The sequence below is a fragment of the Bartonella bennetti genome, assembly GCF_045945445.1.
Taxonomy (GTDB): Bacteria; Pseudomonadota; Alphaproteobacteria; order Rhizobiales; family Rhizobiaceae; genus Bartonella.
The window spans coordinates 1,119,804-1,141,928 of record NZ_CP174576.1; the positions used below are offsets into that span (position 1 = coordinate 1,119,804).

The 22,125-nt window shown below is 35.0% G+C and carries 14 protein-coding genes and 1 tRNA gene; 8 read left to right on the forward strand and 7 right to left on the reverse strand.

Features of this window, described 5'->3' with window-relative positions; genetic code table 11:
- Window positions 1–258: 258 nt before the first annotated feature.
- Together ispH and ACJTDF_RS05005 are read right to left on the reverse strand one after the other, a co-directional pair.
- The gene (gene ispH, locus ACJTDF_RS05000) at window positions 259–1,314 is read right to left on the reverse strand and encodes a 4-hydroxy-3-methylbut-2-enyl diphosphate reductase (RefSeq protein ID WP_407965224.1); all 1,056 of its coding nucleotides are present in this window, start codon (window positions 1,312–1,314) and stop codon (window positions 259–261) included.
- A gap of 363 nt (window positions 1,315–1,677) precedes the next feature.
- Window positions 1,678–1,751, reverse strand: a tRNA-Ile gene (locus ACJTDF_RS05005).
- Between the two features lie 170 nt (window positions 1,752–1,921).
- Here ACJTDF_RS05005 and ACJTDF_RS05010 point away from each other — a divergent pair.
- Window positions 1,922–2,665 carry an SIMPL domain-containing protein gene (locus ACJTDF_RS05010; RefSeq protein WP_407965225.1) on the forward strand — a complete coding sequence of 248 codons (744 nt, stop codon included), beginning with the start codon at window positions 1,922–1,924 and terminating at the stop codon, window positions 2,663–2,665.
- 28 nt (window positions 2,666–2,693) lie between these two features.
- On the opposite strand, the gene ACJTDF_RS05015 is transcribed toward ACJTDF_RS05010, so the two are convergent.
- From ACJTDF_RS05015 to dnaG, 3 genes are all read right to left on the reverse strand, one after another.
- Entirely contained in the window at window positions 2,694–3,155 is a 462-nt protein-coding gene (locus tag ACJTDF_RS05015; protein ID WP_407965226.1) for a YcgN family cysteine cluster protein, read from the reverse strand.
- Between the two features lie 117 nt (window positions 3,156–3,272).
- Window positions 3,273–5,282 (reverse strand): RNA polymerase sigma factor RpoD, encoded by a 2,010-nt coding sequence (rpoD, locus tag ACJTDF_RS05020; RefSeq protein WP_407965227.1) that lies wholly within the window; start codon window positions 5,280–5,282, stop codon window positions 3,273–3,275.
- Between the two features lie 342 nt (window positions 5,283–5,624).
- Window positions 5,625–7,553 (reverse strand): DNA primase, encoded by a 1,929-nt coding sequence (gene dnaG, locus ACJTDF_RS05025; protein WP_407965228.1) that lies wholly within the window; start codon window positions 7,551–7,553, stop codon window positions 5,625–5,627.
- Between the two features lie 135 nt (window positions 7,554–7,688).
- Between dnaG and ACJTDF_RS05030 the strand changes: the two genes are divergently transcribed.
- The 6 genes from ACJTDF_RS05030 (at window position 7,689) to ACJTDF_RS05055 (ending at window position 17,605) form a co-directional block, all read left to right on the forward strand.
- Complete coding sequence (locus ACJTDF_RS05030) at window positions 7,689–8,921, forward strand: mechanosensitive ion channel family protein (protein ID WP_407965229.1); 1,233 nt, start codon at window positions 7,689–7,691, stop codon at window positions 8,919–8,921.
- Window positions 8,922–9,260: 339 nt separating this feature from the next.
- The gene (locus ACJTDF_RS05035; protein WP_407965230.1) at window positions 9,261–9,512 is read left to right on the forward strand and encodes a GlsB/YeaQ/YmgE family stress response membrane protein; all 252 of its coding nucleotides are present in this window, start codon (window positions 9,261–9,263) and stop codon (window positions 9,510–9,512) included.
- A gap of 524 nt (window positions 9,513–10,036) precedes the next feature.
- The gene (gene carA / locus ACJTDF_RS05040; RefSeq protein ID WP_407965231.1) at window positions 10,037–11,227 is read left to right on the forward strand and encodes a glutamine-hydrolyzing carbamoyl-phosphate synthase small subunit; all 1,191 of its coding nucleotides are present in this window, start codon (window positions 10,037–10,039) and stop codon (window positions 11,225–11,227) included.
- 623 nt (window positions 11,228–11,850) lie between these two features.
- Complete coding sequence (carB, locus tag ACJTDF_RS05045) at window positions 11,851–15,336, forward strand: carbamoyl-phosphate synthase large subunit (protein WP_407965232.1); 3,486 nt, start codon at window positions 11,851–11,853, stop codon at window positions 15,334–15,336.
- A 258-nt stretch (window positions 15,337–15,594) separates the two neighbouring features.
- Window positions 15,595–15,804 carry a cold-shock protein gene (locus ACJTDF_RS05050; RefSeq protein WP_249675382.1) on the forward strand — a complete coding sequence of 70 codons (210 nt, stop codon included), beginning with the start codon at window positions 15,595–15,597 and terminating at the stop codon, window positions 15,802–15,804.
- A 598-nt stretch (window positions 15,805–16,402) separates the two neighbouring features.
- Window positions 16,403–17,605, forward strand: a complete 1,203-nt coding sequence (locus ACJTDF_RS05055) for a pyridoxal phosphate-dependent aminotransferase (RefSeq protein ID WP_407965233.1) — start codon at window positions 16,403–16,405, stop codon at window positions 17,603–17,605.
- A gap of 678 nt (window positions 17,606–18,283) precedes the next feature.
- Here the strand turns inward: ACJTDF_RS05055 and ACJTDF_RS05060 are convergent.
- The gene (locus ACJTDF_RS05060) at window positions 18,284–19,189 is read right to left on the reverse strand and encodes a LysR family transcriptional regulator (protein ID WP_407965234.1); all 906 of its coding nucleotides are present in this window, start codon (window positions 19,187–19,189) and stop codon (window positions 18,284–18,286) included.
- 58 nt (window positions 19,190–19,247) lie between these two features.
- On the reverse strand, window positions 19,248–20,195 hold the full coding sequence (gene trxB, locus ACJTDF_RS05065; protein WP_407966229.1) for a thioredoxin-disulfide reductase: 948 nt from the start codon (window positions 20,193–20,195) through the stop codon (window positions 19,248–19,250).
- A 304-nt stretch (window positions 20,196–20,499) separates the two neighbouring features.
- Between trxB and ACJTDF_RS05070 the strand changes: the two genes are divergently transcribed.
- The gene (locus ACJTDF_RS05070; protein WP_407965235.1) at window positions 20,500–21,894 is read left to right on the forward strand and encodes a TrkH family potassium uptake protein; all 1,395 of its coding nucleotides are present in this window, start codon (window positions 20,500–20,502) and stop codon (window positions 21,892–21,894) included.
- Window positions 21,895–22,125: the final 231 nt, after the last annotated feature.

Sequence of the window (22,125 nt, forward strand, 5' to 3'; positions counted from 1 at the left end):
CAATAAATTATGATATAATCACTTGTTGAAACACTGATCATAACAAGAAAAACTATATCGGATATAAATGTCGTATAAAGATACATACAAGATAAATTATTTTCTAAGAAACACTTTGCATAAACATTAAAGTGAATAGTTGTTCTATTTTATAAAACTCTAGACTTCCAGCATCCTCTCTTTTTCCTCGTTTTTAAAAGCAAACTTACTGACTAACATGCTAAAATGCCTTAGCTATAATATCCTATATAAGTGCTACTATTCTTCTTTTATTTTATGAACGCTATTATCATTACTTTTGTTTTTTAATACTTCTGCTCGTCCCTTAATAAAGGCTATATCTTGAGAAGATAGACTGATATCACGCAATTCACGATTTACTAGAAATGTTTCCGTTTCAACTATAGTTTCAGCCAATTCTATTTTGACATCATAACGTGTACGAAACGCTGTAATGATTTCATCAACAATAATTTCAGGAGCTGATGCTCCCGCTGAAAGGCTAATGACTGAAAGGACACCTAGATTATCAAAATCAATTTCATCAGCACGCTGAATTAAAATAGATTGACGCGCACCAAATCTCTCAGCAACTTCCACCAAACGTTTAGAATTAGATGAATTCGGTGAACCAACAATTAAAAATAAATCACTTCCTAACGCCGCTGCCTTAACAGCATCTTGTCGATTAGTAGTAGCGTAACAAATTGATTCAGCCGCTGGAGCTGCTAACGCAGGAAAACGCTGTTGTAATACATTAAGAATCTGTGCTGTATCTTCAACAGAGAGTGTTGTTTGTGTTACAAATCCTAATTTATTTGGATTATTTGGTTGATAATATAAAGCATCTTCTACTGTTTCAATCAGTGTAACATTCTCTTCTTCAAGCTGCCCGATAGTTCCAATTACTTCAGGATGGCCTGCATGACCAATCAATATAACATGACGGCCATGACGTTGATGACGAATTGCTTGCTTATGGACTTTAGAAACTAACGGACATGTCGCATCAAGATAAAATAAATTGTAACGAATAGCTTCTTCTTGTACAGATTTTGGCACACCATGAGCAGAAAATATAACAGGTCGACTACGATGCACTTCAGGTATCTCACAAAGTTCTTCAACAAAAATGGCTCCTCGTTGCTGCAACCCCTCAACAACATAGCGGTTATGGACAATTTCATGACGGACATACACGGGAGAGCCATATTTTTTCAATGCAAGAATAACAATCTGGATAGCACGATCAACACCAGCACAAAACCCGCGTGGCCCACAAAGGCGAATGATTAAAGGGGGAAGTATAGACAAAATTTATCCTTAATATCCATAAACTTTTACCTAAACTGCAATATATCATTGTTACTTTATATACAAATAGTATAAAGATAGAAACTAGATGAATCCTCTTAAGACTACTCATCATCATTTATCTAAAAAACGATGCACTAAACATTAGTTACAACTTCTCTTTTCGCAAAATAAAAAAGAGCAAATTACCATTCTTGCTAAGACCAGAGAAATAACTTTATACACCATATAAATCCTTGATTAGTAATATCTAATTAAGAACTTTTATATCATTATTTTCTCATACCAGGAATAGATTAATGGAATTAATACCTACAAAATCCTTCATGTTTGAATGAAGATATTTATTTTATTAGGGGAACGTGGGCCCGGAGGGACTCGAACCCCCAACCAAGCGGTTATGAGCCGCTGGCTCTAACCAATTGAGCTACAGGCCCCACGAAGATTTTCTCTAAACTAAAATATCCCATTATACAAGAGCTTGCTTTAATTATACTTCGTCTTTTTTTCCTTGCTTTTTGTTTTTTTTCTTTCAGCACTCTAATTCCTTTACAATGAGTACCAAAAATGGGAAAGTAATAGAATATATATATTATAAGGAATAAACATGACTAAAATAATTTTTCAACTGTTGAATATCTACCGAATTCAGTTGTCGATATTGACTGTATTATCTCTACTCACTACTTCACTCGTCGTACATGCCGAAGAAACAATCAAAGATGCATCAACAATTACAGTTACAGCAACTGGTGAAAACCAAGCAACACCAGATATGGCGATTATCAATCTAGCCGTTGTTACTCATGACACAACTGCTCAAAAAGCATTAGCAGCGAATAACAAATTTATGAATGATATTATGAATACTTTTAAAAATAATGGCATTCACGCAAATGACTTGCAAACATCAGGCTTATCTATTTACCAAATGACCTCAGATACAAAACAAGAAAAAAAGAACAATGAAATAACTTACCATGTTTCAAATTCTTTAACAGTAAATATCCGTGATCTAGCCAATGCTGGTAAAATATTTGATCAAGCAATGGCACTTGGTGTTAATTCTGTTAATGGAATTACCTTTACCAACGCCAATACAAAGCCATTATATAAAGAAGCACGTAAAAAAGCTGTTACTGAAGCTATTGCAAAAGCAGAAACTTTAGCTCAAGCAGCCAATGTGAAATTAGGCAAGATTATTGCAATTAATGAAAGTAATAATGAACGTTATCCAACACCACGCCTCATGAGTAGAGCGCAAACTGCAGACTATGCAGATACAAATTTTTCAGGAGGTGAATTGAATTACAATGTTAATGTCACCATAACATTTACTATCGACGAATAATCATCAATCACTTAGTAAAATAATTATATCATCGGTTTTTGTAGAGAACTCCGGTGATATATTGACAATAAGATTCTATTGATGATAGTTCATCGTCATAAATTTTAATCTGTTCACGTGCAGAAAATTGAGTTTGATGTACTGTTTGAAAATCTTTTGAGATTAATGGATGCCACCACGGAAGATCTTTACCCTCATTCACCAGCCTATAAGCACAACTTTCTGGCAACCAACGAGCTGTTTTAATCGTATCAATATCTAATAATATACAATCTGGAATAATTGATTTACGGTGACTATAGTTCTTACATTGACACGTATCTTTATCCAAAAGACGACATGCAACACTAGTTGCATAGATATCACCCGTATCGTCATCTTCTAATTTATGCAAGCAACAACACCCACAACCATCACAAAGATTTTCCCACTCAGTAATAGACATTTCCTCTAATTTTTTACTTTTCCAAAAGGGAAGTTCTTTACTCATAAACAGGATCTACTCTTTTCATAAGACAATTCTTTTAAAGAATAAAATAAATAAAATTCAATCTATTATTCATATCATATTTTTTATTCATCTTTTAAAATGTGCTGTTCTTTTTAATTAAGAATCAAGAAAGCTCCGTAATTTGCGTGAACGGCTAGGATGTTTCAACTTACGAAGTGCTTTTGCTTCGATTTGACGAATACGCTCGCGGGTAACTGAAAACTGTTGACCAACTTCCTCTAATGTATGATCAGTATTCATTCCAATACCAAAACGCATTCGTAAAACACGCTCTTCACGTGGCGTTAATGAAGCAAGAACACGTGTTGTTGTATCTCGTAAATTAGCCTGAATAGCTGCATCAATTGGTAATAATGCGTTTCTATCCTCAATAAAATCACCTAAATGAGAAGCATCTTCATCACCAACAGGTGTTTCAAGTGAGATAGGCTCTTTTGCAATCTTAAGCACTTTTCGCACTTTTTCTAATGGCATAGAAAGCTTGCTAGAGAGTTCTTCTGGTGTTGGTTCACGTCCAATTTCATGTAAAATTTGGCGTGATGTACGAACAATTTTATTAATTGTCTCAATCATGTGAACAGGAATACGAATGGTACGTGCCTGATCAGCAATAGACCGCGTAATTGCTTGACGTATCCACCATGTCGCATAAGTTGAAAATTTATATCCACGCCGATATTCGAATTTATCAACAGCTTTCATCAAACCGATATTGCCTTCCTGAATAAGATCAAGAAATTGTAAGCCACGATTAGTGTATTTTTTGGCAATTGAAATCACAAGACGCAAATTAGCTTCCACCATTTCCTTTTTAGCGATATTTGCTTCACGCTCCCCTTTCTGTACTTGCGTAACAATTCGGCGAAATTCACTAATTGAAATAGCAGTTTCTTGCGCAAGATTTTGTATTTCACTACGCAAACTTTGAATAGTTTTAGCTTCACAAGTTGAAAATTCTTTCCAACCACGCCCTGATAAAGTTGCAATATAATTAACCCAATCCGCATCCAACTCACGACCTTGATATTCTCTTAAAAAATCTTCATGCCCAATGCCATAGTTACTAGCAAGCCTTTTCAATTTACCTTCGCTATGTATTAACCGCTTATTGATATCGTATAATTGCTCAACTAATGCCTCAATACGGTTTTGATTTAAAGAAAGAGATTTTACTGCTTGGATTAAAGCATCTTTTAATTGGGTATATTGTTTTCTTTCTGCAGATGAAAGAAGCTCTTCTTTACGATATGATAAACTGCTTTCAACTTGTTTATCTTGTAGCTCGCGTAATTTTACATAAGTTTCAGCAATAAAATCTAAAGTTTCCACAACCTGAGGACACAACTCATGTTCCATTGCCGCAAGGGATAAATTAACTTCATCATCTTCTTCGTCATCATCTTCGCCCCCTATATCTTCTTCAAGATCATTCGTATCATGCATGCTATAAGATGGTGTTTCTTCTTTTATTTTTTTGACTTCACTTCCATCAATAATGGGAGCCTGCTTCGCTTCTGGGCCAGAATAAGTCATCTCGAGATCAATAATTTCACGAAGAAGAATACGCTGCTCTTGCAACTCTTCACGCCAAATAATTAAAGCTTGAAATGTTAAAGGGCTCTCACAAAGACCAGAAATCATTGTTTCACGCCCAGCCTCAATACGTTTAGCAATAGCGATTTCACCCTCGCGCGAGAGTAATTCAACAGCTCCCATTTCACGTAAATACATACGAACTGGATCATCAGTTCGGTCAGCTACTTCACGTTTAGATGTTGTTGCAACGGCATAATTTGTGGCTTCTACTAAATCGCCACCTTCTATTGTGATTTCTTCCTCATATTGCTCAGATTCAATTTCATCTTCATCATCTATAACACTAATACCCATCTCAGAGAACATTGCCAATATATCTTCAATTTGCTCAGATGTGAATTCTTCAGAAGGAAGAACCGCATTCAATTCATCCATCATCACGTAGCCATTTTTCTTGGCAAGTTTAATCATTTTTTTGATAGCATCATCGGAAAAATCAAGAAGAGGACCATCCGAGCTCACTTTGCCCATTTCTTCCACACTATCTTTTTGTTTAACCTTTGTTGCCATACTGTTAACTCCACTTGATCACTAGGTAAGATTCATGTGATCAGCTTATTATTCTTACTTAGCGCATTAAAATTTTTTATATGCGCTGTTTACAGGATTAATCTTCTATTCAAAAAGACACACTCTTGTATACACCTTTTCACACAAAAACACGGGAACACTGCAGAAACCACGCCAATATATCTCAGTCTTTCTGAGATAATATCTGCACACATAATAAGAACCAATTTCCCGCTTTTCCTAAAATTTAATCACCATTCTTCACAAAAACGTCATTTCAATAATAGGTTTTTATATCAGACTTGGTGACTGATTCGCTTTTAAAAAGCGAATCATTTTATTCTATTTTGGCTTACCTTCATCTATTTTTTCGCAAAACCAAGATCCGAATCCCTCAATTAAAGCTTCTATTGCTTTTGTTCGTTCCAATTCAGCTTTCACCTCACGAAGTAGATCAAAAACTTCATCTCTAGGATTTTTTATGAGTTGCTCTTCGATATCTTGTAGTCTCTTATGTAGGTGGTGTTCTTGGAGATGCAAGTAGATAGCTTGTTTTAACACAGCGCGAGCATCTTCTATTGAAGCTCCTTCCAAAGTAATCCGCATACCAACTCTTTGCGCAAGGTTATCTATATGCTCTAAAATAGTTTTTTTTCCTTTTTTTTCTAAAAGTGCAAACATTGTTTCTTTATCACATAACTCTTGATTTCCAAGAATTTCCAACATGGATTGATGTAAGCTTATTAATTGAGCATTTTTTAATTCTAATTCTGCAAAAACGTCAAAATCCTCGTACCATAACTCAGGATAGTGAGCTAAAATCAGCAAAATAACTGCTTCACGTAAAGGAATAAAATGTTTTGAACTACGAACTATATTAGAATTTTCTAATGCAGAAAAAGATTGGTCTTTAAACATTCCATCTTTTTGATTTTGAATATATTCCCGTTGATTCTTTTGTTTTAAAAAAGGTGAACGAAAAAAATCAAAGAGTCGTCTTTTTATATCTTGAAAATAATAGCGACGTATATCTTGATCCTTAATTGTTGATATCTGCTGTTTTAGTTCTCGTTCTAATGCAGCACGTGCTTCTGGAGTTGTAAAATTTTTTCCAAAAGTAGCGCGCCACCATAAAAGCTCAATCAATGGAATTGAATTTTGAACAAAAGAAGAAAAAAGATGTGCGTCTCCTGCACGAATAATTTCATCTGGATCTTTCCCATTTGGCAATAGAACAAAACGCACAGACTTTCCTGCTTTTAAAAGAGGAAGTACACGATCAGCAACACGGAAAGCAGCTTTTAAACCTGCACTATCTCCATCAAAACACAAAATCGGATCAGATTCCATTTGCCATAAAAGGCCAATTTGCGTTTCTGTTAATGCTGTTCCTAAAGGAGCAACAGCTTTTTCAAAACCAGCCTTAGTTAAAGCAATTACATCCATATAGCCTTCAACAACAAGAACAGAATATGCTTCTCCTTTTTCGGAGACACGGCTATTTTTACGAACAGATGCTGCATTATAAAGCATATTACCCTTATGAAAAAGAACCGTTTCAGGACTGTTTAAGTATTTTGCTCGTGCATTTTCATCTAACGAGCGCCCGCCAAAAGCAACCACACGGCCGCGTAAATCTTGAATAGGAAATATAATGCGATTTCTAAATCGATCATAAGGAGTAGAAATATCTTCACCAGATATAAGTAGACCACAATCCTCCATTTGCTTTAGCGAAATACCACGTACACTCAATGCATCTTTCAAAGTTGTACGCCCTACCGGAGCAAAACCAATCTGAAAGCGCTTTGCGAGTTCTAATGTCACACCACGTTCATAAAGATAATGGCGTGCTTGGGATCCAATTTGATGATATAAGTTATTTTGAAAAAAATCCGTGGCTATTTTCATGACATCATAAAGATCATTTTTCTTCATTTCATCTTTATGATTTTGTAAATCAAAGATAGGTAATTTCATACCTGCAAAATTAGCTAAGCGCTCTACAGATTCCGAAAAGCGCAATCCATCAAGTTCGCAAAGAAAGGTAAAAATATCACCGCTTGTATTACAGCCGAAACAATAATAACGACCCTGACGATCATCACAATGGAAACTTGGAGTCTTTTCACCATGAAATGGGCAACAACACCAAAAATCACCACGTGAAGGCTTACTTTTTTTTTGATCAAATGTCACCCTTTGACCAATAACTACTGAAATTGGTAACCTGGCACGAATCTCATCAAGGAAATCAGGCGGAATACGCATTATCTCTCACAGAGTTTGAAAATTCTTTATTTGCATTTTAATTACTTTAAAGCATAATTCCAATACTTCCTCTTAAATAATAAATGAATTTCTAAATAAATAACCACATATGATTCAAAAATGGAGACAGCAAAAGTGCCTAAATTTCTTGTTCAATATCCATCACTAGAAATGATATCTTGGTTAATTGTTCTAGTTCTCATTGCACTTTTAGTTAATTTTTTAACACGTATCTTACTTATTCACGGAAAAAAACAACTCGCTACTTTTCTCCATCAAAATACAACTACCGACATTGAAAATATTACTAAGTATATAGCTCATATTGCGTCGGCTTTTATTCTTTCAACGGGTATCAATTTTATATCTACATTGCCCAATATACTCAGTACAATTATCCGAAATGTTTCTAATGCCTTTATCATTTTTATCGTTGCTTTAACAATTTCTGCTCTTTTTAATATCATTAATACCTTTTACGAACAAAGACCTGCAGCGAGGTTAAAGCCAATAAAAGGATACATTCAAATAGCTAAAATTGCGCTTTTTACTCTTACTGCTATTTTTATCTTAGCCACATTAATAGACCGATCGCCTCTTATCCTTTTTTCTGGTCTTGGTGCAATGGCAGCTGTTTTGATTTTGATCTTTCAAGATACATTACTTTCTCTTGTTGCAGGAATTCAAATCTCATCTACCGATATGGTACGCGTCGGAGATTGGATTGAAATTCCTAATCTTGGCGCAGATGGTGATGTCATTGAAATTGCTCTCCATACTGTGAAAGTTCAAAACTTTGATAAAACAATTACCACAGTTCCTATCCGTAAACTGGTAACTGATCCTTTTAAAAACTGGCGTGGTATGCAAGAGTCAGGTGGGCGACGTATCAAACGATCCTTATTTATTGATCAAGCAAGTATCCGCTTTCATACAAAAAAAGAAGAAGAATATTTGGCAAGATTTAATCTACTAGAAAACTACTTTGCACAAAAAATACCCGAAATTAATGAATGGAATACTCGCTTAGAAAAAAATCACAACATACCAGCCAATACTCGCCGTTTAACTAATATCGGTACTTTCCGAGCTTATGTGTTATCTTATCTAAGAGAGCATCTAAATATCAAAAAAAATACACCTTTAATGACACGGCAATTACCTCCTACGCCAAATGGTTTACCTTTAGAAATTTATTGCTTTACGAATACCACCGTTTGGGAAGAATATGAACAAATTCAAGCTGATATTTTTGATCACCTTTATTCTATTCTCCCTGATTTTGGTCTCAAAATTTTTCAAAATCCATGCGGCTATGACTTAACACGTGCAAGCTATAATCTAAAAAATACATTGAAAACAAAATAATAAACTTTAATTATATTTATTCTTTAAAAAACTTAAAGTCATAAAATAACAATTTATTCAATTTAGAAGGACGAAGAATACTCCCAAATTCTTATCTAAGAGATCTTTTTGCCCAAATAAACAGCTAATCCTTACTTTCTTTGAAAGAATAATTATCTTTTCGGTATAGATTCCATTCAGTCATTGCGTAAGAAAATCAATAAAAAAACCATCATAAACTTCTAAACAACAAGCTTTCTTTAAATTAAGACAACAAATAAGCCTTGACTTTGAACCAACTTACTCTAGCTTCTACTTCAGTTAAAGATAATAGTTTAAGTTTAGACATAGGAGAGTGGAATGAACGATATATATATCAGCTGGATCTTAGCTATTATTGTTGGTGGACTTGCAGGTTGGATTGCACAATATTTTATGAAAAGTCGAACAGGAATATTTTTAAATATTATCTTAGGTGTTGTTGGTTCTGCATTAGCCAGTTTCCTTCTAAGCTTTTTAGAAATTAATCTTGCTGGTTGGCTTGGTTATCTAATTTCCGGCTTTATTGGAGCCTGCATCCTTATATGGATTGGCAAAAAAGTTCGATCATAAAATAATTACTCATCTTTTAAGAATGTTCTCTATTGCCTTTTAAAGCAAATTAAGCCCTATTTTTGTTGTTGAACTATAGCAATAATAAATTCAGGGTGTAATTGCCTAATTTACAACTCTTCTACAACATTACCTAGTATAAAAAATGATACTTCGCATAGCATTTCTTTACGGTATCTCGATTTTTCACATTGTGTATTTAGTTTTTTTTCAAACCTAACAAAATCCTATGCAATGTTTTTCCCATCAATCCAATGAAGAAAAGTTCACAACTCGTAACTCCTCACTGTTTTTTTGCTTCATTGTAAGTAATTAATTTCTCTATAAATAATATAGAATAAAAAATAATTCATAATACAGTTTCAGAAAACTCAAAACTGGATCTTTACCTCCTTATAGAATATACTTATACTTTAAATCTAAGTGAAAATTACAATAACAATATACAGCATTTATTATAGTTGCGCGGTTTTTGCATAACTTTGAGTATTATGCCTTCAAATAGCAAATTGTGAGCCCAAACGATGACACAAACCATCTCGCTTCCCCGTCCTTGGAGCACAAATAAACCTACAGCTCTTTTGGTTTTAGCCGATGGTACAGTGATCGAAGGTAAAGGCGCAGGTGCTACAGGAACTGTTGAAGCCGAAGTATGTTTTAATACCGCTATAACAGGCTATGAAGAAATCCTCACAGATCCATCATATACAGGACAAATCATTAATTTCACCTTTCCTCACATTGGTAATGTAGGAGCTAATCAAGAAGATATTGAAGACCTTACACCCCTCAATTATCATGGCGCAGTTGGTGCTGTTTTCAAAGCAGATATTACGGGTCCTTCTAATTACCGTGCACATGAAAATCTAAATCAGTGGCTTAAAGAACGAAAAATTATTGCACTTTACGATATTGATACACGAGCATTAACCACTCTTATACGCGAAAAAGGTGTACCAAATGCCATCATTGCTCATGATCCAAATGGAAATTTTGATATTAATGCTTTAAAAAAGCGTGCACAAAAATGGTCTGGCCTTATCAATCTTGATCTCGCAAAAGAAGTAACATCAAAGCAATTGATAGAATGGAATGAAAAACCGTGGACATGGAATAAAGGTTATAGTTTAAATAGCAAACGTAATTTTCACATTGTCGCAATTGACTATGGTATTAAACGCAATATCCTCCGTCTTATATCGGCTTTGGGTGCACACATAACTATTGTACCAGCATCCACAAATGCAAATAAAATTCTATCTATGAAGCCGGATGGTATTTTTCTTTCTAATGGTCCTGGAGACCCAACTGCTACAGCTAAATACGCTGTTCCAACCATCAAAACACTCATCGATTGTAACATACCACTTTTTGGCATATGCCTTGGTCATCAGCTGCTTTCTCTTGCCGTGGGAGCTAAAACTATAAAAATGCATCAAGGGCATCATGGCGCCAATCATCCTGTTAAAGACTTTACTACCGGCAAAGTCGAAATTGTATCAATGAATCATGGTTTCACCGTAGATAAAACATCGCTACCACAACATGTTGAAGAGACACATATTTCCCTCTTTGATGGTTCAAATTGCGGCATTCGAATTATTGAAAAACCGATTTTTTCTGTTCAATATCATCCTGAAGCTTCGCCTGGGCCTCAAGATAGTCATTATCTCTTTCAACATTTTCGCAATTTGATTATGGATTATAAAAAATAGTCTAATCGCATAGCTTTAGTATCTAGACTCTCCTTATAACTCGTATTTTCTGCGAACTAGCATGAGCAATTCCTAAACATTTACCGAAGATACTTTATTAGGCATAATCATCATAAAAAGATAATTTACTATAAACACCTATAATTTTAAAAACAGTGTTATGGTTATTCTTGAACCTATCTAATATAAAATCTGCCTCAACAATATTATAGCCAAAACCAGCTCCATAATCATATTTAGACATAAGTTATGTTTGAAATATCACAATGATTATCATTATAGCCATGCAAAAAGAAAGGTATTTACTGATATACAATATAATAATGTTTCAACATATTTTTATAATACATGTTAGATTAGCAAAAAGATAATGCTTTAAATATCTTCTATTTCAGCTAACATTGCTGAAATCCACAAATACTTTCACCTTTTTATTTTAAAATCAGTTAACTATTATTTATAAAAGCATACTGTTCTCAAACATTATCCTCAAAGAAAAAGCATAAAAAAGATATTTTATGGATTACTTTCTTTGTCTATTAACCTATAAAGTGAGTTTAGCCAAAATTCTAATATTTCTGCCTACTACAACTGCGCATAAATGTTTGCCATAGGAAAAAGCCATGCCAAAACGTACAGATATAAAGTCTATCCTTATCATTGGAGCAGGACCTATTATTATTGGTCAAGCATGTGAATTTGATTATTCAGGCACACAAGCCTGTAAAGCCTTAAAAGAAGAAGGCTACCGAATTATCCTGGTGAATTCTAATCCTGCTACTATTATGACTGATCCGGATTTGGCAGATGCAACCTACATTGAGCCCATTACTCCAGAAATAGTTGCTAAAATTATTGCTCATGAACGCCCAGATGCACTTTTACCAACAATGGGAGGACAAACAGCGCTTAATACTGCTTTATCTTTAAAGCGAATGGGCATCTTAAACCGCTATAATGTTGAAATGATCGGCGCCAATGCTGACGCTATTGATAAGGCAGAAGATCGTGCTCTATTTCGTAAAGCAATGGCAAAAATTGGTTTAGAAACACCGCGTTCTATATTAGCGAATGCAACTGAGCTCAAAGAAGAAGATCGCCGATTATATGAAAAATCATATAATACACTTAAAAATGAACTTTCCGGTGATGTATTTGATCAAGCGTTAGAAAAGCTTGAACAAGATTGGTGTAATACAGAAGCCAATCGTAAGCAACATTATATAGCTCATGCCACCGCAAAAGCGGTTCAAGCTCTTGATATTATTGGACTTCCAGCCATTATCCGTCCCTCATTCACACTTGGTGGCACAGGTGGTGGTATTGCTTACAACCGCTCTGAATTTTACGAAATTATCGAACGTGGACTTGAAGCTTCACCAACAACAGAAGTTTTGATTGAAGAAAGTATTTTGGGATGGAAAGAATACGAAATGGAAGTTGTTCGTGATCAAAAGGATAACTGTATCATTATCTGTTCCATTGAAAACATTGATCCTATGGGTGTTCATACCGGCGACTCTATCACTGTTGCTCCTGCTCTTACTTTAACCGATAAAGAATATCAAATTATGCGGAATGCCTCAATTGCTGTACTTCGTGAAATTGGTGTTGAAACTGGTGGATCTAACGTACAGTTTGCCGTCAATCCTGAAAATGGCCGCTTAATTGTTATTGAAATGAATCCACGTGTTTCTCGTTCTTCAGCGCTTGCTTCAAAAGCCACTGGTTTTCCAATTGCAAAGGTAGCAGCTAAATTAGCAGTTGGTTATACGCTTGACGAATTAAAAAATGACATTACGGGCGGTGCAACACCAGCATCATTTGAGCCTGCTATTGACTATATTGTCACCAAAATCCCTCGTTTTGCCTTTGAAAAATTTCCTGGTTCATCGCCTGTCTTAACTACCGCAATGAAATCTGTTGGAGAAGTTATGGCAATCGGTCGTACTTTCCAAGAATCTTTACAAAAAGCACTCCGTGGACTTGAAACAGGTCTTACGGGTCTTGATGAAATCATACTCCCTGAACACGCCGAAGGTGATGAAAAAAATTCTATCCGTTCGGCTATTGCCATCCCAAGTCCCGATCGTTTACGTTATATAGCGCAAGCGATACGTATGGGCTTATCCTTGAACGAAATTCACCAAATAAGCAAAATTGACCCATGGTTTTTGGAACAAATAGCCTCTATCATCGAAACAGAACAGCGTATTCGTATCCATGGACTTCCCGATGATGCAGATAATTTACGCATGTTAAAAGCTATGGGTTTTTCAGATGCACGCTTAGCAAATCTTGCTGGAAAAACGCCAGATGATATTTTTGCCTTACGACAATCCCTGAATATTAAAAGTGTTTTCAAACGAATTGATACCTGTGCAGCTGAATTTTCTTCACCTACAGCGTATATGTACTCAACATATGAAAGACCCTTTGCAGGTGTGGAGTGCTCAGAAGCGAACATTTCTGAACGCAAAAAAGTTGCTATTTTAGGTGGCGGTCCAAACCGAATTGGCCAAGGCATCGAATTTGACTATTGTTGTTGCCATGCAGCCTTTGCTTTGCGAGATGCAGGCTTCGAGGCTATCATGATTAACTGTAATCCTGAAACTGTCTCAACAGACTATGACACCTCTGATCGCCTTTATTTTGAACCTTTAACAACTGAAGATGTTTTAGCAATTTTAAAAACAGAGCAAGAAAAAGGTGAATTAGTCGGAGTTATCGTTCAATTTGGTGGACAAACACCATTGAAATTGGCAAGCGCACTCGAAAAAAATAACATTCCTATTTTAGGCACCTCACCTGATGCTATTGATCTTGCAGAGGATAGAGATCGTTTTCAAAAATTGTTGTGCCAACTTAATTTAACCCAACCCCAAAATGGTATTGCTTATTCAGTTGAACAAGCACAACTCATAGCTCACGAACTAGATTTTCCATTAGTTGTACGTCCCTCTTATGTTTTAGGTGGGCGTGCTATGCAAATTATTCGAGACCAGCGTGACTTGCGGAATTATTTGTTCGAAATAGTCCCTGAATTAGTGCCAGAAGATATTAAAGCTTGTTATCCTCATAACAAAACAGATCAGGTCAACACATTGCTTTGTAAAAATCCGCTTCTATTTGATACCTATCTAACAGAAGCGATAGAAGTTGATGTTGATTGTTTGTGTGATGGAGAAAAAACACTAGTTGTTGGTATTATGGAGCACATTGAAGAAGCAGGTATCCATTCTGGTGATTCAGCGTGTTCTTTACCAGTCCGCACACTTTCACATAAATTGGTTAATGAATTAGAGAATCAAACAAAAGCTTTAGCAAAAGCACTACGCGTTTGCGGCTTGATGAATGTACAATATGCTATCAAAAATGAAACAATTTATGTCTTAGAAGTCAATCCTCGTGCTTCCCGTACTGTTCCATTTGTTGCAAAAACTATTGGTCGACCAATTGCTAAAATCGCAACACGTATCATGATCGGAGAAGATCTCCAAAGTGCACTTAAAGCTTATGGTGGAGTACCGTCTACGCTACAAAAACCACATATTGCTGTTAAAGAAGCAGTCTTCCCTTTTTCCCGTTTTTCAGGTGTAGATACACTACTTGGCCCTGAAATGCGTTCAACAGGTGAAGTAATGGGGCTTGATTATGATTTTGCTCTTGCTTTTGCTAAAGCGCAGCTTGGAGCTGGTGTTGATCTTCCTAAAGAAGGCACATTATTTGTGTCTGTAAGAGATGAAGATAAAGAACGTATCTTAAAACCTGTCAAATGTTTAATTGAGCTTGGTTTTTCTGTTTTAGCAACAATTGGAACACAAAAATTTCTTGCTGAAAACGGCGTTAAAGCAGAAAAAATTAATAAAGTTCTAGAAGGTCACCCTCATATTGAAGATGCTATTCGTAATCTAAGAGTTCAACTGATTTTTAATACAACTAATACTGCTAGTGCCATTTCAGATTCCAAATCATTGCGCCATGCAGCACTTATGCAAAAAGTTCCTTACTACACAACAGTAGCTGGAGCTGAATCGGCAGCACAGGCTATTCGAGCACTTAAAACTAGTAATCTTGAAGTGCGTTCTTTGCAAAACTACTTTACTTAAAGTTTTCCTTATGCACCCACAAAATGTAATATCTTTCATTTTTTTATCAATCTTTGATTAATATAACAAAAATTAATAGGGCTTGCTTTATATCAAAAAACCTTTTATAGTTTCTTTTATCGTATTTTTGGTTACGCGATCTTTCTTTTCTGTGCAATCGCACTTCTGATGAAATCTCTTCCGCCTAATTTCGATTTGAACTCGTAGTGAGAATTTTAAATCTCAGTACATAATATTATATATACTAAGGAATTTCCTATGTCTACAGGAACAGTTAAATGGTTTAATACAAACAAAGGTTTTGGTTTCATTCAGCCTAATGATGGAAGTGCAGATGTGTTTGTGCATATTTCCGCGGTTGAGCGCTCTGGTTTAAATGACCTCAATGAAGGACAAAAAATCTCTTATGATGTTCTCCAAGATCGTCGTTCAGGAAAATTTTCTGCTGGAAATCTTTCTGCTCTTTAAAATTTGAGTATTTCATAAAATATCTCGCCTTCATAGGCGAGGTTTTTTAAGTATTATAAAATATTGATTATTTTCTCTTCAAAATTATTTAAGTTGTTTCTTTCTTTTATTTAAATTAATCATTACTAATTTAAATAAAAATATGACACATAAACTAGTAACTATAAAAAATTTTATTATTGAATAATAACAAAAAACCAAGAAAATAAGAAATTTAATAAAATCACACTGTTCTACAAAACAAAAAATTTTAATATATTTTATTCTTCAATCAACCAGTCATCTTTACCTTCGCAGTCAACTTTATCTGCTTAATCTCATCCACCAAACTATACGCCATCAATCAGGTTGCCTATATAATTTGATGTGCCTTTTAGAAATAAAGTCAAATAAATGCCTCATTATCAGCATAAAATGAGATTTATTCTTGAATTGATTTTTCAAAATTTCCTCAGTATAAAAAACTAAAATCACTAAATCTAAGTTTACAATAAAATTTGCTGGCAGTTTTCTTGCAGTTTTATGTTTTCTACGACATAATCTTTTATGTATTTTATAATTAAGAGTTTCCTGCCTAATATTATAAGGAATTGAAACGATGGTTTTCATTGCTGATAAGCTTTCTTCCATCAAGCCCTCTGCAACAATTGCTGTAGCTCAAAAAGTGCGTTCTCTAAAAGCTTCAGGTCGTCATATCATCTCTTTAAGTACTGGAGAACCAGATTTTGATACACCAGATAATATCAAAAATGCTGCTATTGAAGCTATTCGACGTGGAGAAACAAAATATACGCCCATATCTGGTATTCCAGAATTGCGTCAAGCTATTTCTGTAAAGTTTAAAAGAGAAAATAATCTTACTTATACGCCAGAGCAAATCATTGTTGGCACAGGTGGCAAACAGATTCTCTTTAATGCATTAATGGCAACTTTAAACAAAGGTGATGAAGTTATTATTCCATCTCCTTATTGGGTTAGTTATCCTGAAATGGTTGCTCTTAACGGTGGTAAATCTGTTTTCGTAGAAACAAAAGCTGAATTTTTTTATAAACTCCAACCACAAGATCTAGAAGCTGCTATCACCCCAAAAACTAAATGGTTTATTTTTAACTCTCCCTCGAATCCATCAGGTGCTGCATACACAAACGATGAATTAAAAAAATTAACCAACGTTTTAATGAAATACCCTCATATTTATATTCTCACTGATGATATATATGAGCATCTAACATATGGAGATTTTACTTTTGTCACTCCAGCTCAAGTAGAACCACAACTCTATGACCGTACACTGACAATGAATGGTCTTTCAAAAGCCTATTCCATGACAGGGTGGAGAATTGGTTATGCAGGTGGTCCGCATGAATTAATTAAAGCTATGGATATTATTCAAGGTCAACAAACATCTGGTACAAGTTCCATTTCACAATGGGCAGGTGTCGAAGCACTTAATGGTCCACAAGACTTTATCGCTAAAAATAAAAATATTTTTCAAACACGTCGAGATCTTGTCGTTTCTATGCTCAATCAAGCCTATGGTATTGATTGCCCAACCCCTGAAGGTGCATTTTATGTCTATCCATCCTGTGCAAAGCTTATTGGTAAAAAAACACCTCAAAACAAAATTATTACAAATGATGAGGATTTCGTAACAGCTCTTTTGGAAACAGAGTCCGTTGCTGTAGTTCATGGATCTGCTTTCGGACTTGGACCAGCATTTCGTATTTCCTACGCAACATCAGATGAAATACTTGAAGAAGCCTGTTTTCGTATTCAGCGCTTTTGTAACAGTTTGTCCTGAAATTATGAATCATCATCTATCCAGATAGTATTAATGAATTAAAAATAAATGATAGCTCTAATTATTGAATGTATTTTAATAAAAGAAAAAAAGAATATTTTCTTATTCAAGATGAACGATAACTTAGTTTAATAATACAACATAGACATTAAATGACATAAGTTCATAACGGAAATAATACTTTTTGATATTCTTGAAGTTTCTCAAAACAATGTTAGAAAAGATAGTAGTTCGATTATATATATATTAGATATTATTGCACATAAACAAGAGATAATAGAAATTCTTAATAGGATAAGATTACTCGCACACTTTTTGATTATGCCATAATAAAAAAGATGATCTATAAACTGTCTACTCTCTTTAGTATTTTAGGTTTTTCAGGCTTGTACATAAGTGTACGATTAAACCTTAATAAACATAAAAAATAAAAGTAGCCATAGAAAAAGTTTAAAGAAATTTTTTTCAGAAATAAAAAACCGAGCTAAAGCCTAGCAAATTCAGAAGATTTTGAGAGATAAAATTAATAACCCTATAGATCCTCAAAGAAATCACTCAAGAAAACTTAATAGGAGGAAACATAACTAAGAGATAATATTTTCTTGCATTTTATAAAAATAAACACATAGCTCATTAGATTATGAGCCTCTACCCTTCAATAATCTATAAAAATATTATTTAAAAGGACCATTTGCGTGCTTTTAAAAAGATATAATCTCTAAAAGCATTCAATTTTGCTGAATTCTTCAAAGCAACAGGATAACAAAAAAAAGTATCAAAAGAAGGAATATCAATCATATCAGGAAAAAGACGTATAAGTTTTTCATCATTATTCACAATATAATCAGGAAGTACAGCAATACCAAGATCGCGCATAAGTGCATTTTTGATTGAAATAATGTTATTAATTTGCAAAATTGAAACACGCACGGAATCACCACTTTTCCCAGCTCTTTGCAACCAATTCAAGCCAACCAAATAAGGTGGCACAGGTTCGCCAAATGAGATAATGCGATGCTGATCCAGCTCAGATAATTTTTCTGGCTTACCATAATTTGCAATATAATTTTCTGAAGCATAAACATGCATATGAACTGTAAATAATTTTCTTTGTATAAGATCAGGCTGTTGAGGCTGATGTAAACGAATAGCGCAGTCTGCATAACGCATTGTCAAATCAAGCTCTTCATCATCAAACAAAAGCTGAATTTGCATATCAGAATACAGACTCAAAAATTCAGGTATATGCTCCGCAAGCCATCCTGCTCCTATTCCAAAAGTCGATGTTACACGTAAATGTCCTGTTGGTTTTTCACAGCTTTCACTTAATTGCAGACGCGTATTTTCAAGCTTCATCAAAATATCATGAGCTGTACGATAAAGTATTTCGCCCTGCTCTGTTAAAATTAAACCGCGTGCATGACGCTGAAATAAAGGCACTCGAACATCTTGCTCTAAAGACGAAACTTGTCTCGAAATTGCAGATTGAGATAAATGAAGCCTTTGAGCTGCATGTGTAAAAGAACCTGCTTCTGCCGCAGCATGAAAAACTCTTAATTTATTCCAATCTAATGGCAATGACACAATTTTCTTCCTAATTTTTAAACGTTATTTATAAGAACTACCTTTTTGAGATATACATCTATGAATCCAAAAACCGTTCCACCTCTAACGCTGCCATACATCCTCTCCCTGCTGCAGTTACAGCTTGACGAAATAAATTATCAGCGACATCCCCTGCAGCAAAAACGCCAGCGATACTTGTTGCTGTTGAATCAGGTGCAGTCCATAAGTATCCCCCTGGTTTTTGTTTTAATTGCCCCTCAAATAAAGAAACAGCAGGATCATGACCAATGGCAATAAATACTCCATCCACATCCATTTGCATTTTTTGACCTGTTTTTGTATTTTTTAGACGCGCACCTGTTACAACAGCCCCCATTGGAGACTGAGCAGGCAACCCAATAATTTCTTCCACTATATGATCCCAAATAACGCGAACATTATCACGAGAAAATAACCTATCTTGCAAGATTTTTTCTGCCCGAAAATGATCACGCCTATGAACCACACATACACTGTTAGCCAAATGAGATAAATAAAGAGCTTCTTCAACAGCTGTATTACCGCCACCTACTACAATTACATCTTTACCACGATAAAAAAAACCATCACAAGTAGCACAAGCAGAAACACCACCACCCATAAAAGCTTGTTCACTTTCCAAACCAAGCCAACGCGCCTTTGCTCCTGTTGCAATAATTAGCGCATCACCACAATACTGCGTTCCTGAATCCCCAAATAAAATAAAAGGGCGCTTAGATAAATCAGCCTTTACAATATTATCATAAACAATTTTTGTACCCATATTTTCTGTTTGCTTTGCCATTTGCTCCATCAACCATGGCCCCTGAATTGGATCAGCAAAACCTGGATAATTTTCAACCTCAGTTGTAATTGTCAACTGCCCTCCTTGCTGCGTTCCAGTAATTAACACTGGTTTAAGCATTGCTCTAGCAGCATAGATAGCCGCTGTATAACCAGCAGGTCCGGAGCCAATAATAAGAACACGACTATGCAATTGCACAATAAAACTCCTTTTTTCGGCCTTTAATTAAACTTTATAAGTTTATAAGTTTATAACAAAATATGTCTTTAAAAACACATTTCTTAAGAACTCGAATTATGGCAAAGTTGTATTTTTTCAAGATTGATTAAAAGTGCATTGCTAATTTATCATAGTTTGCTTAGTATAAGCATTAAATTTATATTACATAGGTGTATAAATTCTAATTAGGTAAACATTACAATAAAAAAATTAGAGACAAGGAGCGATTATTTTTCAGTTTATTATTAATATTTGCGCACGGTTTGCATTAATCATGGGAGGAACCATGCTTTTGCCAGCTCTTGCAGATTTACGGGATAACAATCACAATTGGACAATTTTTCTTTATCCTTGTGCTATTACAACTGTATTAGCAACACTTATTCTCTTAGCAACTAGAGGAGCTACCTGCCGTTTTTCAACACGGCTTAGCTTTACACTAACCCTTTGTCTATGGCTAACAGGCAGTATAGTGGCAGCTCTCCCTTTTTATCTTTCTTCACTCCCAATTTCCTTAGCAGGAGCAATTTTTGAATCCATCTCTGGAATTACAACAACAGGCTCTACAGTTATTACTGGCCTTGACCATCTATCACGAAGCATTTTATTATGGCGCTCCATCATATGCTGGATTGGAGGTATTGGTTTTATCGGTTTAGCCTTATTACTTCTACCCTCATTACGAGTTGGCGGTATACAACTTTTCCACATGGAATCATCTGATAAATCGGAAAAAATATTACCCCGTATCCACCAAATCGCCAATGGCATTATTATTGCCTATATTGGACTAACACTAGCTTGCATGCTTTCTTATTTTGCTGCTGGCATGACATTATTTGATGCTATCAACCACGCAATGACAACGATAGCAACGGCTGGGTTCTCAACCCATGATACCTCCTTTGGTTATTTTTCTGATAAACCAGCTATTTTAATTGTTGCTACAATCTTCATGTTGCTCTCTGCATTACCTTTTGTTCTTTATATTAAACTGTTACTTCCTGGATACTCTAAACGTTCCATAGACCCACAAGTTATCGTTTTTCTTAGTATTGTTTTTCTCTTTAGCTTTGCACTCGCAACCTGGTTACGATTTCATAATCATCTTCCCTTCCACAAAATTTTTCTTGATGTCATTTTTCATCTGACATCTGTCATTAGCACTACCGGTTACAGTGCTGAAGACTACCAACTTTGGGGACCTTTTGCACTTGGTATTTTCTTTATTGTTTCTTTTATGGGTGGCTGTGCTGGTTCCACTTCTGGTGGTATAAAAGTTAACCGTTTAATTATCCTATGGCGTATTGCACAAACAAATATGACACAACTTCTTTCCCCTAATGCGATTGTAAAAGTGCGCTATGATCACTCAAATGTCTCTAATGATATTACTAAGGCAGTTTTACTTTTTCTGTGCCTTTATATGTTCTGTCTTCTTATTGGTACTGCACTTTTACTCACTACTGGACTTGATTTTACTTCTGCTTGCACAGGCGCTTTAACAGCGCTTTCAAATATTGGTCCAGGTCTTGGAAGCATTATTGGTCCTGTTGGAAATTTCTCAACCATTAATGATCAGGCCTTATGGATTTTGAGTGCTCTAATGCTCGCCGGCCGCCTTGAAATTATAACTATCTTTGTACTTTTTACCCGTTCTTTTTGGAACGAACAATTCTAATGTACAGTTTTCTATATTTATAATATGAAAATTCATAGAATACATGCATTATAGATGACATAAATTTTAAAACCAATCTTAATGTAATTAATATAAAATGCCAAAAGAGCTCTTAGTAAATCAGTACATTAAAAATTTTGAGCGAGTATAAATTAGAATCTTAGCATCACATGTATGAACGCATGCATCTTGCTTTTAAAATATTATTTCATCTCTATCTAAATAAGCTAT

What these genes read in the sequence shown, in the direction of transcription:
- ACJTDF_RS05010 (WP_407965225.1), top strand. Translation starts at nt 1,922, where the DNA reads ATGACTAAAATAATTTTTCAACTGTTGAATATCTACCGAATTCAGTTG.
- ACJTDF_RS05015 (WP_407965226.1), bottom strand. Translation starts at nt 3,155, where the DNA reads ATGAGTAAAGAACTTCCCTTTTGGAAAAGTAAAAAATTAGAGGAAATG.
- rpoD (WP_407965227.1), bottom strand. Translation starts at nt 5,282, where the DNA reads ATGGCAACAAAGGTTAAACAAAAAGATAGTGTGGAAGAAATGGGCAAA.
- dnaG (WP_407965228.1), bottom strand. Translation starts at nt 7,553, where the DNA reads ATGCGTATTCCGCCTGATTTCCTTGATGAGATTCGTGCCAGGTTACCA.
- ACJTDF_RS05035 (WP_407965230.1), top strand. Translation starts at nt 9,261, where the DNA reads ATGAACGATATATATATCAGCTGGATCTTAGCTATTATTGTTGGTGGA.
- carA (WP_407965231.1), top strand. Translation starts at nt 10,037, where the DNA reads ATGACACAAACCATCTCGCTTCCCCGTCCTTGGAGCACAAATAAACCT.
- carB (WP_407965232.1), top strand. Translation starts at nt 11,851, where the DNA reads ATGCCAAAACGTACAGATATAAAGTCTATCCTTATCATTGGAGCAGGA.
- ACJTDF_RS05050 (WP_249675382.1), top strand. Translation starts at nt 15,595, where the DNA reads ATGTCTACAGGAACAGTTAAATGGTTTAATACAAACAAAGGTTTTGGT.
- ACJTDF_RS05055 (WP_407965233.1), top strand. Translation starts at nt 16,403, where the DNA reads ATGGTTTTCATTGCTGATAAGCTTTCTTCCATCAAGCCCTCTGCAACA.
- ACJTDF_RS05070 (WP_407965235.1), top strand. Translation starts at nt 20,500, where the DNA reads ATGCTTTTGCCAGCTCTTGCAGATTTACGGGATAACAATCACAATTGG.